This window comes from Ruania suaedae (genome assembly GCF_021049265.1).
Taxonomy (GTDB): Bacteria; Actinomycetota; Actinomycetes; order Actinomycetales; family Beutenbergiaceae; genus Ruania; species Ruania suaedae.
Genome location: NZ_CP088018.1, coordinates 558,398 through 572,544 on the forward strand (window position 1 = coordinate 558,398; position 14,147 = coordinate 572,544).

The window sequence follows — 14,147 nt, forward strand, 5'->3', positions numbered from 1 at the left end:
CCCGGCCCCGGACGTCGACGTCCCCGAGCAGGTGCGGATCCGGCTGGCCAAGCGTGCGCGCATGCTCGACGAGGGTGGCCAGGCCTACCCCGTCTCGGTGCCGGTGACCCACACGATCGGGGCAGTCCGCGCGGCCCACGAGGGCACGCTCGAGGCGGGCGAGGAGACCCAGGAGGTCGTCGGCGTCGCCGGCCGGGTGGTCCACCAGCGCAACACCGGCAAGCTCTGTTTCGCGACCCTGCAGGACGGCGAGGGCCGCACCCTGCAGGTGATGCTCTCCCAGCGCGAGGTGGGGCCCGAGTCGTTGGCGGCGTTCAAGGCCGACATCGATCTGGGCGACCACCTCTTCGCCCGGGGGCGGGTGATCGTCTCCCGCACCGGTGAGCTCTCGGTCTTCGCCGATTCCTGGCAGCTCGCTGCCAAGGCGATCCGGCCCCTGCCTGCGCTGCACAAGGAGAGCTCGGAGGAGAACCGCGTCCGGCGTCGCCACGTCGACCTGATCTCCCGGCCCGCGGCGCGGGAGATGGTGCGCACCCGTGCCGCAGTGATGCGGTCGCTGCGCCGGTCCTTCCATGAGCGGGACTTTCTCGAGATCGAGACCCCGATGCTGCAGACCATGCACGGCGGAGCCAGCGCGCGCCCGTTCGTCACGCATATGAATGCCTACGACATCGATCTCTATCTGCGGATCGCTCCGGAGCTGTTCCTCAAGCGGGCGGTGGTCGGCGGGGTGGAGCGGGTGTTCGAGATCAACCGCAACTTCCGCAACGAGGGAGCCGATTCTTCGCATTCACCGGAGTTCGCGATGCTCGAGGCGTACGAGGCCTACGGTGATTACGACACCATGGCGCGCCTGACCAAGGATCTGGTGATCACGGCCGCGCAGGACGCGCTGGGAACCACGGTGGTGACTTTGCCGGACGGGTCTGAGTACGATCTCGGCGGCGAATGGGCGGACATTCAGCTCTATCCCTCGCTCTCTCAGGCCTGCGGGGAGGAGATCAGCCCGCAGACCCCGATGGCCGAACTGCGCCGGCTCGCTGAAAGCGCCGGGATCGGCCTGGATGAGAAGACGCTGACCGCCGGAAAACTGGTGGAGGAGCTGTGGGAGCACTTTGTCGGCCATTCCCTCTATCTGCCCACCTTCGTGCGCGACTTCCCCGTCGACACCTCCCCGCTCACGCGTGCCCACCGCTCGCAGGAGGGCGTGGTGGAGAAGTGGGACCTGTACGTGCGCGGTTTCGAGCTCGCGACCGCATACTCCGAGCTCGTCGACCCGGTGGTGCAGCGCGAACGGTTCGAGGAGCAGGCGCGACTGGCAGCCCGCGGGGACGCCGAGGCCATGCAGGTCGATGAGGAGTTCCTCCAGGCGATGGAGCACGGGATGCCGCCCTCGGGCGGTATGGGAATGGGAATCGACCGGCTCCTCATGGCGCTCACGGGACAAGGAATCCGCGAGACCATCACCTTCCCGTTGGTCAAACCGCGCGCATGAGCACCGGCGATCTCGTGGCTGCCCTGGCGCCTTCCATCGGCGTCACGGTGCTTTTCGTCATCGTCATTCGAGCGATGGTTCAGGCAGATCGCCGCGAACGCCGTGCTCAGGCGCGTGCTGAAAGGGAACGTGGCACAGATCAGACCCGCGATTCTCGTTCCTGACCTTTTGACACCGAAGGTGCGCTCGTGCGATTCTTCGAGCACGAGCAATTCCCGTGCGTTCGAAAGGAATCCCCATGGCGCAGAAGGTTCGCGTTCTTCTCATCGATGACATCGATGGTACGGACGCCGAGGAAACCGTGACGTTCGCCCTTGACGGGGTGACATACGAGATCGATCTGAATGCCAAGAATGCCGCCAAGCTGCGTGATGATCTCGCCCAGTGGGTCGGCCAGGCGCGGCGTGCCGGTGGCCGTAAGACCTCGGGCAGGAAGGCCTCGGGTTCGCGAGCCGGCGGCTCCGACGCCCAGAAGATCCGGGAGTGGGCCAAGTCGAACGGCTACCAGGTCAGCGACCGTGGGCGAGTGTCGGCCGAGATCCGCGAGGCGTACGCCAAGGCGCACTGAGTCACTGCCGCTGCTGTCATGGCACTCCACCGATGCGTAGGGTGGGGTGCCATGAGCATGTGGAGGCCGAGATGGGCATGAACTTCCTCCTGGGTACCGAGGGCGATGGTCCGGGACAGGGCATCTGGCGGGTGAGCGTCTCCGGCTCCGCGGGGTGGAGCGGAGCGGAACCCGAGCTCGTGGCCCAGGCACCGGCCCCGACGTTCCTGGCGCTGCACCCCACGGCCGAGCGTGTCTACGCGGTCGGCGAGGGGGCGAAGGGCTCGGTCACCTCCTTCGACATGCGGTCGGACTGTTCGCTGCGGCCGACCGCACGGGTGTCCAGCGGGGGAGCGGGCCCCTGCCACCTGCTCGTGCACCCGTGGGGGCAGTGGCTGTACGTCGCCAACTACGGCGACGGGACAGCGTGCGCGATCCGACTGGATGAGGCGGGCGACGTCACCGACGACAACGTCGTGCTCGCCCACCACGGGTCGGGTCCTGTCGCCGACCGTCAGGAGGGCCCCCACGCACACTTCTGCGCCCTGAGCGAGGGAGGCGGGTGGCTGCTCGTCAGTGACCTGGGCACCGATCAGTTGCGCGCCTATCCGCTCGAGGACGGCCGGCCGGCGGACACACCGGTCCTGACCGACCTCCCGGCCGGATGCGGGCCGCGCCACCTGGTGGTCGGGGACGGGCTCCTCTACCTGGCCGGCGAGCTCAGCGGCGAGGTCCTGACCTTGGCCTGGGACGAGGAGCTCGGGCAGGCCCGGGTTCTCCACCGCGGTGACGCCTCCGGCCGGGACGGCGGCCACCAGCTCTCCCACCTCGCGCGCAGCGGCCCGTTCCTTTACGTCGGCGTGCGCGGCACGGACACCCTGGCGACCTTGCGCATCGCCGAGGACGGCGAGTCGACCGAGCGCGTCGCCGAGGTGAGCACCGCGGGATGGCCGCGCCACCATGCCGTGACCGGCCACGCCGTGGTCGTGGCCGGCCAGGAGGCGGACCGTCTCGCCGTGCATCCACTGCAGGACGGCATCCCCGGCGAGGCGACCACCGAGATCGAGCTGCCCAGACCGATGTGTGTGCTGCCGCTGTGACGGCACCGGCTCCGGTACGGCAGACTGGAGCCATGACGTACACCCTGGTACTGCTCCGCCACGGCGAGAGCGAATGGAACGCCAAGAACCTGTTCACCGGCTGGGTCGACGTGCCCCTCTCCGAGAAGGGCACCGAGGAGGCCCGCCGCGGGGGCCGGCTGCTCGTCGACGCCGAGGTGCTCCCCGACGTGCTCCACACCTCGCTGCTGCGCCGCGCGATCACCACCGCGAACCTCGCCCTCGACGCCGCCGAGCGGCACTGGATCCCCGTCAAGCGGTCCTGGCGCCTGAACGAGCGTCACTACGGTGCGCTACAGGGCAAGGACAAGAAGCAGGTCCGGGACGAGTTCGGCGAGGAGCAGTTCATGACCTGGCGCCGCTCCTACGACGTGCCGCCGCCGTCGATCGAGCACGGCTCCGAGTACTCCCAGGACGCCGACCCCCGCTACGCCGGCGAGCCGATCCCGGACACCGAGTGCCTCAAGGACGTGCTGGCCCGCGCGCTGCCCTACTGGGAGTCCGAGGTGGTCCCGGACCTGCAGGAGGGCAAGGTGGTGCTCGTGGCGGCGCACGGCAACTCGCTGCGGGCCATCATCAAGCACCTCGACGGCATCGACGACGAGACCATCGCGGGCCTGAACGTGCCCACGGGGATCCCGCTGCTGTACGAGCTCGACGAGAACCTCCGCCCGCTCACCCCCGGGGGGCGCTACCTCGACCCCGAGGCGGCCAAGGACGCGATCGCGGCGGTGGCCAACCAGGGCCGCTGAGCCCAGCCCAGCACACAGCACGACGGCGGCGCCTGACCTTTGGTCAGGCGCCGCCGTCGTGCTGTGTGCCGGTGGAGCAGGCCGTGCTCAGTCGCTGCTGACGCCGTCCAGGTCTCCGGTCACCAGGTAGGAGATCCGGCGCGCGACGGAGACGGCGTGGTCGCCGAAGCGCTCGTAGAAGCGGGCCAGCAGCGTCACGTCCACCGTCTGGGTCACGGTGCCCGCCCAGTCGGCGGCCAGGGTGGTGGTGAAGGTGCGTTGGTGCAGCTCGTCGAGGGCCTTGTCATCGGTCTCGATGGCGGCGGCCAGCTCGAGGTCGTGGTTCTCCAGCAACGCGACGATGTTCGTGACCGCCTCGTTGGCGGCATCGGCCAACCCGGCGAACGTCTCCCGGGCCTGCTCCGGGATCGCCTGGTCCGGATAGCGCATCCGCGTCACCTGGGCGATGTGACGTGCCAGGTCGCCCATCCGCTCGATGGAGGCGCTGATCCGCAGTCCGGAGACGATGACCCGCAGATCGGTGGCGACCGGCTGCTGGCGTGCCAGCAGGGTGACGCACCGCTCGTCGAGCTCGGACTCGATCGCGTCGATCGCATCGTCGGCCGCGATGACCTGCTCAGCCAGCTGCAGGTCAGCGGTCGCGAGGGCCGTGGAGGCGTCGCGGACCCCGGCCTGGACGTGGCGAGCCATCTGCAGCAGCCCCTCACCGACCTGTTCCAGTTCTTGCTCGAAGATCGCTCGCACCCTCGTCCGTCCTCTCGTCGTGCGCCCGTCCGGGCACGTGCAGCCTCTATCTCACTACACGCAGGTCGCCTAGGCTCTCACGGCCCGGTGAATACATGGTGCCCGGACGGTGAACATCGCGCCGCCCGAACGAGGCTGGTGCCGTGACGCCGCTCGGCTGCGTCTAGTGTGGCCGCTGTGGAGCAGGCATGGCTGATGATCGGCGTCGGCGTGCTCGGCCTGTTCGTCGGGGCGAGCGCGGCGCTCGCCTTCCGCGTGTCCGAACGAAGCCAGCGTGGCTCGGCCGTCTCAGAACCGGAGAATCGCGTGCTCGATGACGACGTCGCAGCCCTGTTGGCAGCGCTGCGCTCGCTGTCGGTCCTCGTCGGGCCCTCCGGTGAGGTGATCCGGGCGGCGCCCGGTGCCTACACCGACGGTCTGGTCCGCAGCGGCCGGCTGGCCCATCCGCCGCTGGAGGAACTGGTGGAGCGGGTGCGTCGCAGCGGCTCCAGCCACGATGAGCAGATGATCGTCCCGCGCTCGCAGGTGCCGGGCTCGGACCGGCTCGCCTTCGACGTGCGCGCCGCCCCCCTGACTGGCGGGCGGGTGCTGGTCCTCGCCGAGGACCGCACCGCCGAGCGCAGGGTGGAGGAGGTCCGGCGCGACTTCGTCGCGAACGTCTCGCACGAGCTGAAGACCCCGGTCGGCGCCATCGCGCTGCTGGCGGAGACCGCCGCCGACGCGGCGGAGGACCCCGAGGCCGTGCGCCGGTTCGCGGCCGGGATGCAGCGCGAGACCGCCCGCCTGTCCGCCCTGGTGCAGGAGATCATCGAGCTCTCCCGGCTGCAGGCGCCCGAGCACGAGGTGGACTTCGTCCAGGTGCCGCTCGAGGCAGTGGTCGCCGAGGCCGTGGACCGGGTGGCCGTGGAGGCCCAGGCCCGCGATGTCACGATCGTGGTCGGTGGGCAGGAGGCCCTGCGGGTCCAGGGCGATCACGCGCTGCTCGTCACCGCGCTGCGCAATCTGCTCGACAACGCCCTGCGGTACTCCCCGACGGGCACCCGGGTGAGCGTCGGCATGCGCGAGGTGGACGGGATCGTCGAGGTCGCCGTCGTGGACCAGGGCGTGGGCCTGTCGGCGGAGGACGCCAGCCGGGTCTTCGAGCGCTTCTACCGGGTGGACCCGGCCCGCTCGCGCGAGACCGGCGGCACCGGCCTGGGGCTGTCCATCGTCAAGCACGTGGCCGCCAACCACGGCGGGGAGGTGCGTGTGTGGTCGACCCCCGGCCGGGGCTCGACCTTCACGCTGCGGATCCCGCTGGCCGATCCGGAGCCCGCCCCCGACCCATCCCCCCAGCACCCGGCCAATCCGATCGGACCGGCCGGCGACGGCGCAGAAAGAGAGAACACGTGACCCGCATCCTGCTCGTCGAGGACGAGGACTCCTATCGCGAGCCCCTCACCTACCAACTCACCCGCGAGGGGTTCGAGGTGGTGGCCGTCGCCACGGGCTCGGACGCCCTCGTGGAGTTCGACCGCGCGAGCGTCGACCTGGTGCTGCTGGACCTGATGCTGCCCGGTCTGTCCGGGGTGGAGGTGTGCCGGGAGCTGCGCCAGCGCAGCGCGGTGCCGGTGATCATGCTGACCGCCAAGGACAGCGAGATCGACAAGGTCGTCGGACTCGAGATCGGCGCCGACGACTACGTCACCAAGCCCTACTCCTTCCGGGAGCTGCTGGCCCGCATCCGCGCGGTCCTGCGGCGTGGGTCGGAGGGGAGCGGCGAGGTGGCCGAGCCGTCGGTGCTCGCCGTCGGCCGGATCCGGATGGACACCGACCGGCACGAGGTGACCGTCGGCGGTGATCCGATGGCGCTGCCGCTGCGCGAGTTCGAACTGCTCGAGCTCTTCCTGCGCAACCCGGACCGGGTGCTCACGCGCGGCCAGCTCATCGATCGCGTGTGGGGTGCCGACTACGTGGGCGACACCAAGACCCTCGACGTCCACGTCAAGCGGATCCGGGCGAAGATCGAGCAGGATCCGGTCCAGCCGCAGGTGCTCGTCACCGTGCGCGGCCTGGGGTACAAGCTGGTGGCCGAGCGCTGACTACTCGGCGGGCAGGTACTCGTCGTAGGGCGGGATGTCGCCGTTGAGCACCGGCACCGGGAGGGTGATCGACCCGGTCTGCGCGGTGGAGACCTGCATCTGGAGGGTCGCGCCGGGGGGCACGGGAACCGCGGCCAGCTCGACGTCCTCATGATCGGGGCTGAGCAGCAGCGTCTCGCCGGCGGCGACGGAGAGCTGGACGCCCTCGGCGATCTCGGCGCTGCTGAGCGTGACCTCGACGTCCTCGGGGCTGTGGTTGACCACGCCGCCCAGGATCGTGCCCGCCGCGCCCTCGGCGGTGCTCAGGATCATGAGGTTCTCGACGACGACGCGGACGTCACCGCCCACCACCTCGCCCCGGACACCATCGCTGGGGGCGTAGGGCTGCATCGTGGTGATCGGGCTGCACGCGCCGACTCCGACGGCTGTGGCCGCAGCCAGCGCCAGGGTGGCCACGAGACGACGGGTGCTGCGAGCCACAGGGCTCTCCTCTCCATGCTTCGGGCGTACGCCCTTACCTTAATGCCTGGCCCGTCCTTCACCTGCCGCACACATCCGGCACGGTGGCCGGATGCATGCGCGGGTGCCGCCACCGCCACTGACCTGCGCAAATGCCGGCTACCCCGCGGTGAGGTGGACCTTTCCTCGTGCTAAACTGGCAGTCCTGCGAAAGGGGAGTGCGAGCACATGACCTTCACAGTCGGCGAGACCGTCGTCTACCCGCACCATGGAGCGGCCCTCATCGAGGAGATCTCCAAGCGCATCATCCGGGGGGAGGAAAAGCTCTATCTCCGGTTGAAAGTAGCCCAGGGTGATCTCACGATCGAGGTCCCGGCAGAGAACGTCGACCTTGTCGGCGTCCGTGACGTCGTCGGCAAGGAAGGCCTGGAGAAGGTCTTCGAGGTCCTGCGCGCCCCGTACACCGAGGAGCCCACGAACTGGTCCCGGCGGTACAAGGCGAACGTCGAGAAGATTGCCTCCGGTGACGTGATCAAGGTGGCCGAGGTCGTCCGCGACCTCTCCCGTCGCGACGCCGACCGAGGTCTGTCCGCCGGTGAGAAGCGGATGCTGGCCCGCGCACGTCAGATTCTCGTCTCCGAGCTCGCACTGGCCGAGCACACCGAGGAGGAGAAGGCTGAGGCGCTGCTGGACGAGGTTCTCGCCTCCTGAACCGCTCCAGGCCCCGCGTCGGGGTCGTGCTGACGGCGGCCGGGTCCGGCCAGCGCTTCGGCGCTGACCTTCCGAAGGCGCTGGTGCTCCTGCGTGGCCGGCCGTTGGTGGCGCACGCCACGAGCAGGATCGCTGCGAGCGGCGTGGTCGACGAGATCGTGGTGACGGCGCCCGCCGGTCATCTGGACGAGGTCCACCGGGCGGTCACCCGCGCCTGTGACCTCCCGGTGCGCATCGTCGCCGGTGGCCTCTCCCGCCAGGCTTCGGTCGCGGCCGGGCTTGCGAGCCTGAGCCCGGCGGTCGAGATGGTGCTCGTCCACGACGCGGCGCGGCCCCTCGCCTCACCGGAGCTGATCCGGCGCCTGGTGCGCGCGGTGGGCTCGGGGATCGACGCGGCCATCCCTTCCGTGCCGGTGGTGGACACCATCAAGGAGATCGGCGGGGGAGACCCGCCGGTCGCCCTGCGTACCCTCGATCGCCCCCGGTTGCGCGCCGTGCAGACGCCGCAGGCCTTCCGGGCCTCGGTGCTACGACGCGCCCACCGGCAGGGCGCTGCGCTCGCCGATGACGAGGCGACAGCGGTCAGTGACGATGCGGGATTGGTCGAGGCGATGGGCGTGCCGGTGCACCTGGTCGAGGGCGAGGCGGCCGCGCTCAAGATCACCACCAGACATGACCTGGCGATCGCGGGGATCTACCTCGACGAGATGGCCGGAGCGGACGGCCTCCCATGATGCTGCCTCGCACCGGCATCGGCGTCGACGTGCACGCCTACGCCACCGGCGGCCGCACCGGACTCTCGCTCGCGGGCGTGTTCTTCCCGGACGAGCCCGCCCTGGAGGGCCACTCCGACGGTGACGTGGCCGCCCACGCCGCGGCCGATGCCCTCTTCAGCGCCGCCGGACTGGGCGACCTGGGCCAGCAGTTCGGCACCAGCGACCCGCAGTGGTCGGGCGCCGCCGGGGTCCGGTTGCTCGCGGAGGCGGCCGCGCGGGTGCGGGCGGCCGGGTTCGAGATCGGCAACATCGCAGTGCAGGTGATCGGGAATCGGCCGAAGCTGGGGCCCGTGCGTACGCAGGCCCAGCAGGCCCTGTCCGAAGCGGCGGGCGCACCGGTCACCCTGGCCGCCACCACTACCGACGGGCTCGGTTTCACCGGGAGAGGCGCGGGCCTGGCCGCCATCGCCACGGCGCTGGTGATGCCGGTGGGTGAGTCACGCTGAGCGCCGGGTCGCTGACCATGCCTCGATCAGGGCTGTAGCCGGCTTCGTCTCCACCGTCGAAAGGACCGTGCCCGTGCGCGGCGATCAACCGACCCGTATCGACCCCCGTGACCAGGCGCAGCTCAGCCGCCACCCCGTCTCGGGGCGCCGCGTGCTCGGGCTGTTCCGCCCGCACACCCGCGGACTGGCTGCGGTGCTGGCACTCATCGTCACCTCGTCCGGGATCGGGCTCGCGACCCCGTTCCTGACCAAGCACCTCATCGATGAGGCCATCCCCGACCAGAACGTGCGCCTACTCGCGGTGCTGGTGGGCGCGATGATCGCGGTCGCCGTCGTCTCCAGCGTGCTCGGAGTCGTGCAGACCTGGCTGTCCACCACGATCGGTCAGCGTGTCATGCATGGCCTGCGGACCGCCGTCTTCGCCCGGCTGCAGCGCCAGCCCCTCGCCTTCTTCACCCGGACCCAGGGCGGGGAGGTGCAGTCCCGGCTCACCCACGACATCTCTGCGATGCAGTCCGTGGTCACGACGGCGGCCACCTCCGTGGCCTCGAACGTCACCGTGGCCGTCGGCTCGGCGATCGCCATGGTGGCCCTGAGCTGGCAGCTCTCCCTGTTCTCGCTGGTGGTCCTGCCCCCGGCGATCTGGGCCACCCGCAAGGTGGCGAGCATGCGCCGGGAGATCACCGCACGGCGCCAGAGCGCACTCGCCGGCCTCCACGGCCAGGTCGAGGAGTCCCTCTCGGTCAGCGGCGCACTGCTCGGGAAGACCTTGGGCGCCGGACCGGCGCTCACCCAGAAGTTCACCGAGAGCTCGCGGGAGCTGCTGGACCTGGAGGTCCAGTCCCAGCTCGCCGGCCGCTGGCGGATGGCCACCACACGGATCGTGTTCGCCGTCATCCCGGCCCTGCTCTACCTGATGGCGGGGCTGCCCGTGACCTCCGAGGGGATCACGATCGGGACCCTGGTCGCCTTCGTGGCCCTGCAGGCGGGGCTCTTCCAGCCCCTGATGGGCCTGCTCAACGTGGGCGTGCAGGTGGTCACGTCGATGGCGCTGTTCAGCCGCATCTTCGAGTACCTGGACCTGCCGGTGCCGATCGACGATCCCAGCGATCCGGTGGAGGTCGATCCGGCGCGCATGGGCGGTGCCCTGGACCTGGACGCCGTCACGCTGCGCTATCCCGGAGCCGACCGGGACGCCGTCACCGACCTGGACCTGCACGTGCCGGCCGGTGCGCACGTGGCCCTGGTGGGCGAGTCCGGAGCCGGGAAGAGCACGGTCGCCTCACTGCTGGCGCGGTTGCACGATCCCGACTCCGGTGCGATCCGGATCGACGGTCTCGACCTGCGGGAGATGGCGTTGGCCGACGTCGCCCGCCTGGTCGGGATGGTCTCCCAGGAGACGTATCTGCTGCATGCCAGCGTCCGGGAGAACCTGCGTTATGCGCGGCCGGAGGCCACCGACGGCGAGATCGAGCAGGCGGCCCGCGCCGCCCAGGTGCACGCACTGATCGAGTCCCTGCCCCAGGGCTACGAGACCGTCGTCGGGGCCCGAGGTTACCGATTCTCCGGCGGGGAGAAGCAGCGGATCGCGATCGCGCGCACGCTCCTACGGGATCCGAAGGTGCTGGTGCTGGACGAGGCCACCAGCGCCCTGGACAACCAGACCGAGCGGGCCGTCCAGGATGCTCTCGACGTGGTCAGCCGGGGCCGCACCACGCTGACGATCGCGCACCGTCTCTCCACCGTGCGCGAGGCGGACCTGATCGTGGTGCTCGACCACGGCCGGATCCTCGAGCAGGGCACTCACGATGAACTGGTGCAGCGGTCCGGACGCTACGCCGCACTGCTCGCCCGTGCCGCGCGGGTGCCAGTCGCGCCGTGATGCTCGCGGGTGCGGCCTCCCGGTCGGCCGAGACCTCACGGATCTAACGAATACATAACACTGTATATGTATGAGATTGCAGGCCTCCCGGAGCATCGAGGCTCCTCCCGGCCGCGAATCGGAGCGCCTGCCGGCCCGGGGCGGACCGCCATCTTGCTACGGTGGCCGAGTTCGCGACTCCCTGCCCGGTGCGGCGCACGGCGCACACCGTCCAGGTCGGGGGTCGCTGAGGTGAGCACCCGCTCCCGCCCGCAGTGCATGCGGCTTCCCCCAGAAAAATCGTTGGGGGTTTCTCGTCGTGCCCGCGCACCTGCGCCGGCGGACCCGTACAGCGCGAACGAAGTGAGGCGAGAACAGCCGAATGGATGATGTGCAGCGACTTTCCGGGCCGATTGTGGTCCTCCTCCTGATCCTGATTTTCGGAGGCAGCTTGTTCCTGGCCATCCGGATCAGCCGCAAGAAGGAGAATGCCGACGGCTACATGACCGGAGGTGGCCGTATCGGCTTCGGGATCGCCTCGGCATCGATGACCGCGACCTGGATCTGGGCGTCGTCCATGTACGCCTCCGCCACCTCGGGTTACACCTACGGCGTCTCCGGCCCCATCCACTACGGCCTATGGGGAGCGCTGATGATTCTGCTGATCTACCCCTTCGGCCGCCGGATCCGGAAGGTGGCGCCGAATGCGCACACGATCGCCGAGGTGATGTACGCCAGGCACGGCCGCTCCAGCCAGCTGATGCTCGCTGGTTCCAACGTGCTCGGTAGCCTGATCAGCCTCACCTCGAACCTCATTGCCGGTGGCGCCCTCATTTCGCTGCTCACGCCATTCACGTTCACCCAGGGCATCATCGCCATCGCCACCGGCGTCCTGCTGTACACGCTGTGGTCGGGTTTCCGCGCGTCGGTGCTGACCGACTTCGCGCAGGTGTGCGCGATGCTCGGCGCCGTGGTCGTCATCGTTCCCGTCGTGTTCTTCGCTGCTGGTGGACCGGACATGTTCGTGACCGGAGCGTCGAACCTCACCCCCGAGCAGGAGAATTTCTTCTCGTCCGAGGCATTCCTCAACCAGGGCGCTCCCTATATCGCAGCGGTGCTCGCATACGCGATCGGTAACCAGACCATCGCCCAGCGATTGTTCGCGGTGCGCGAGGACCTCATCAAGAAGACCTTCGTGACGGCGACGATCGGCTATGGCGCCACGATCATCGGCGTCGGGATGCTCGGTGTGATCGCTCTGTACGCGGGGCTGGAGCCGCTCGGCGGCGATACCAACAACTTGATCCCGCACATGGCGGCCACGTACTTGCCCGGCATCCTGATCGCGGTGTTCTTCGTCATGATCATCGGATCGCTGGCCTCGACCGCCGATTCGGACCTCTCGGCGCTTGCGGCCATCGTGATGGCCGATGTCTATGGCCAGAACATCGCAGGCAAGAAGCGAGCAGACCCGCGCACCATGGTGTGGATCGGCCGGATCACGATGATCGTGGCGGTCGCCGCAGCCTTGTACTTCGCCAGCGGCCAGATGAACATCCTCGACCTCTTGGTGTTCGTCGGGGCCCTGTGGGGCACGCTGGTATTCCCTGTGATCGCGAGCTTCTACTGGAAGAAGGTTTCGAACCTCGCGTTCACGGCTGCCGTCCTCGCTGCGATGGCCTGCTTCCTGCCGGTGCGATTCGAATGGGTCGAGCTGGCTGGGCCGGTCGGGATCGTCGTCGACGTCCTGTCGGTGATCGGCGTCGGCATCGTCCTCGGACTGATGGCATTCGGATTCTTCGGTCTGCGTACCGCGCGAATCGTCGGGGTCGTTTCGGCTGTGGCCGCGGCCCCGTTCACGATCGGCTTTCTGCACGAGTACGCGGTGCTGTCCGGATCGTTGGTCGCCTACGCCGTCAGTGCACTCGTGTGCATCGCGCTCTCGGTGCGCAGCGGCGTGAGCTTCGACTTCGCCGTGCTCGCCGAGCGTACGGGGAAGTTCGACGAGTCGGACGCCTCCGTAGGCGACACCGGCCAGACCGATCTCGATCTCGACCGCACTCGCTGAGGGCTGGAAGGAATTCCTATGGACTTCTCTGCTTTGATCATGACCCTGTACATCCTGGTGTGGCCTGTCATCGTCGCCGGCACGTTGTTCGTCATCGTGCGGTCCTTCACGAAGGAGGCACGCGCGGCCAAGCGGGATGGCCGGACGATGATCTGATCGAGGAGATCATGCCGGTCCCTCCAGCTGGGCGTGCCGCCACAGATGGTGCGCCGCATAGGTGCGCCAGGGTGCGAACTCCGTACCGCGTGGGTCTGCCGGGGCGCCGCTGAGCCCCACGGCCGTTCGGCGCAGCACGAGGTCGGTGCCGCAGTAGGCGTCCGGATCGCCGAAAGCGCGCATCCGCACGTACTGGGCCGTCCAGGGGCCGATGCCGGGGACGGCGAGCAACGCCGCCTCGGCCTCATCGGCACTGATCCCCCCGTCCAGGTCCATTCCCTCCAGTACCGCGCGGCTCAGCGCGAGCACCGCGCGACGGCGTCCGGCCGGCATGGCGAGGACGCTTTCCTGTGCGGTGTCGTCCGTGCCGAGGGCGGCGACCTGCGCGGGCGTCGGGAACACGTGCGTCACTGTCCCGACCGGGGTGGGTAGGCGCGTCCCCGTCGCGGTCACCAACCGGGCGGCGTGGGTGCGTGCCGCTGTCAGCGACACCTGTTGCGCGAGCACCGCGCGCACTGCCACCTCGAAGCCTCCTGGATGTTGCGGAGCGCGCAGGCCGGGCCGTGCCCGCACCAGCGGTCCCAGCCACGGATGGGCGCCGAGCCCCTCGAGGACGTCGGTGGGATCCCGGTCCAGATCGGCCGTGCGTCGCACTATCGACTCCGCCTGGGCCCGGTCGGCGGGAACGCTCAGTCGGACAGTGGCGCGCAGCACCCCGGGGGCCGTGGCCTCTGGCTCGGGGCGGCGGAGTTCGAGAACCCCCGGACCATGGGCGAGGTGAACGGCCCGGCGGTACCGGGCGCCGTCGATGTCCTCCACGCCGGCCACCGTGCGTGCGGCGAGGTATGCCCACAGCGCCTCCCCGTCGAACGGAGACGCTGTGGGCAGCTCGATCGTGGTGATGTGCACCTGGGCATCGTGTCAGCAGACCCG

Annotated in this window: 16 protein-coding genes; 13 read left to right on the forward strand and 3 right to left on the reverse strand. The window is 69.5% G+C overall.

Annotated elements, in window-relative coordinates; translation table 11 throughout:
- The first annotated feature begins 61 nt into the window (after positions 1–61).
- The 5 genes from lysS to LQF12_RS02575 all read left to right on the forward strand — a co-directional run bounded on the left by lysS (position 62) and on the right by LQF12_RS02575 (position 3,912).
- Positions 62–1,495, forward strand: a complete 1,434-nt coding sequence (gene lysS, locus LQF12_RS02555) for a lysine--tRNA ligase (protein WP_231055490.1) — start codon at positions 62–64, stop codon at positions 1,493–1,495.
- A complete protein-coding gene (locus LQF12_RS02560; protein WP_231054441.1) occupies positions 1,492–1,659 on the forward strand; it encodes a hypothetical protein in 168 nt (55 codons plus the stop codon). The genes lysS and LQF12_RS02560 overlap by 4 nt, the downstream gene beginning before the upstream one ends.
- Before the next feature lie 74 nt (positions 1,660–1,733).
- On the forward strand, positions 1,734–2,063 hold the full coding sequence (locus tag LQF12_RS02565) for a histone-like nucleoid-structuring protein Lsr2 (RefSeq protein ID WP_231054442.1): 330 nt from the start codon (positions 1,734–1,736) through the stop codon (positions 2,061–2,063).
- Between the two features lie 71 nt (positions 2,064–2,134).
- Complete coding sequence (locus LQF12_RS02570) at positions 2,135–3,142, forward strand: lactonase family protein (protein WP_231054443.1); 1,008 nt, start codon at positions 2,135–2,137, stop codon at positions 3,140–3,142.
- 32 nt (positions 3,143–3,174) lie between these two features.
- Positions 3,175–3,912 (forward strand): phosphoglyceromutase, encoded by a 738-nt coding sequence (locus LQF12_RS02575; RefSeq protein ID WP_231054444.1) that lies wholly within the window; start codon positions 3,175–3,177, stop codon positions 3,910–3,912.
- A gap of 87 nt (positions 3,913–3,999) precedes the next feature.
- Here LQF12_RS02575 and phoU read toward each other — a convergent pair whose 3' ends face one another.
- Positions 4,000–4,656, reverse strand: a complete 657-nt coding sequence (phoU, locus tag LQF12_RS02580) for a phosphate signaling complex protein PhoU (RefSeq protein ID WP_231054445.1) — start codon at positions 4,654–4,656, stop codon at positions 4,000–4,002.
- A gap of 177 nt (positions 4,657–4,833) precedes the next feature.
- Between phoU and LQF12_RS02585 the strand changes: the two genes are divergently transcribed.
- Both LQF12_RS02585 and LQF12_RS02590 read left to right on the forward strand, forming a co-directional pair.
- Complete coding sequence (locus LQF12_RS02585; RefSeq protein ID WP_231054446.1) at positions 4,834–6,048, forward strand: sensor histidine kinase; 1,215 nt, start codon at positions 4,834–4,836, stop codon at positions 6,046–6,048.
- Positions 6,045–6,737, forward strand: coding sequence for a response regulator (locus LQF12_RS02590; protein WP_231054447.1), 693 nt, complete (start codon positions 6,045–6,047; stop codon positions 6,735–6,737). Before LQF12_RS02585 ends, LQF12_RS02590 begins: the two co-directional genes overlap by 4 nt.
- Here the strand turns inward: LQF12_RS02590 and LQF12_RS02595 are convergent, their stop codons facing one another.
- Entirely contained in the window at positions 6,738–7,217 is a 480-nt protein-coding gene (locus LQF12_RS02595; RefSeq protein ID WP_231054448.1) for a hypothetical protein, read from the reverse strand.
- Between the two features lie 207 nt (positions 7,218–7,424).
- Between LQF12_RS02595 and LQF12_RS02600 the strand changes: the two genes are divergently transcribed.
- From LQF12_RS02600 to LQF12_RS02625, 6 genes are all read left to right on the forward strand, one after another.
- Positions 7,425–7,907: a CarD family transcriptional regulator gene (locus LQF12_RS02600; RefSeq protein WP_159621188.1), complete on the forward strand. Its 483-nt coding sequence runs from the start codon at positions 7,425–7,427 to the stop codon at positions 7,905–7,907.
- A 26-nt stretch (positions 7,908–7,933) separates the two neighbouring features.
- A complete protein-coding gene (gene ispD / locus LQF12_RS02605; protein WP_231054449.1) occupies positions 7,934–8,641 on the forward strand; it encodes a 2-C-methyl-D-erythritol 4-phosphate cytidylyltransferase in 708 nt (235 codons plus the stop codon).
- Entirely contained in the window at positions 8,638–9,129 is a 492-nt protein-coding gene (gene ispF / locus LQF12_RS02610) for a 2-C-methyl-D-erythritol 2,4-cyclodiphosphate synthase (protein ID WP_231054450.1), read from the forward strand. The genes ispD and ispF overlap by 4 nt, the downstream gene beginning before the upstream one ends.
- Positions 9,130–9,202: 73 nt before the next feature.
- Positions 9,203–11,011 (forward strand): ABC transporter ATP-binding protein, encoded by a 1,809-nt coding sequence (locus tag LQF12_RS02615; RefSeq protein WP_231054451.1) that lies wholly within the window; start codon positions 9,203–9,205, stop codon positions 11,009–11,011.
- Between the two features lie 361 nt (positions 11,012–11,372).
- Positions 11,373–13,058: a sodium:solute symporter family protein gene (locus LQF12_RS02620; protein ID WP_231054452.1), complete on the forward strand. Its 1,686-nt coding sequence runs from the start codon at positions 11,373–11,375 to the stop codon at positions 13,056–13,058.
- Positions 13,059–13,076: 18 nt separating this feature from the next.
- On the forward strand, positions 13,077–13,214 hold the full coding sequence (locus LQF12_RS02625; RefSeq protein ID WP_231054453.1) for a putative transporter small subunit: 138 nt from the start codon (positions 13,077–13,079) through the stop codon (positions 13,212–13,214).
- Positions 13,215–13,223: 9 nt separating this feature from the next.
- Here the strand turns inward: LQF12_RS02625 and LQF12_RS02630 are convergent, their stop codons facing one another.
- Positions 13,224–14,123 carry a DNA-3-methyladenine glycosylase family protein gene (locus LQF12_RS02630; RefSeq protein ID WP_231054454.1) on the reverse strand — a complete coding sequence of 300 codons (900 nt, stop codon included), beginning with the start codon at positions 14,121–14,123 and terminating at the stop codon, positions 13,224–13,226.
- Positions 14,124–14,147: the final 24 nt, after the last annotated feature.

Bases quoted from the DNA above. Each gene is read 5' to 3' on its own strand.
- lysS (WP_231055490.1), top strand. From the start codon at position 62: ATGCTCGACGAGGGTGGCCAGGCCTACCCCGTCTCGGTGCCGGTGACC.
- LQF12_RS02560 (WP_231054441.1), top strand. From the start codon at position 1,492: ATGAGCACCGGCGATCTCGTGGCTGCCCTGGCGCCTTCCATCGGCGTC.
- LQF12_RS02565 (WP_231054442.1), top strand. From the start codon at position 1,734: ATGGCGCAGAAGGTTCGCGTTCTTCTCATCGATGACATCGATGGTACG.
- LQF12_RS02570 (WP_231054443.1), top strand. From the start codon at position 2,135: ATGGGCATGAACTTCCTCCTGGGTACCGAGGGCGATGGTCCGGGACAG.
- LQF12_RS02575 (WP_231054444.1), top strand. From the start codon at position 3,175: ATGACGTACACCCTGGTACTGCTCCGCCACGGCGAGAGCGAATGGAAC.
- LQF12_RS02600 (WP_159621188.1), top strand. From the start codon at position 7,425: ATGACCTTCACAGTCGGCGAGACCGTCGTCTACCCGCACCATGGAGCG.
- ispF (WP_231054450.1), top strand. From the start codon at position 8,638: ATGATGCTGCCTCGCACCGGCATCGGCGTCGACGTGCACGCCTACGCC.
- LQF12_RS02620 (WP_231054452.1), top strand. From the start codon at position 11,373: ATGGATGATGTGCAGCGACTTTCCGGGCCGATTGTGGTCCTCCTCCTG.
- LQF12_RS02625 (WP_231054453.1), top strand. From the start codon at position 13,077: ATGGACTTCTCTGCTTTGATCATGACCCTGTACATCCTGGTGTGGCCT.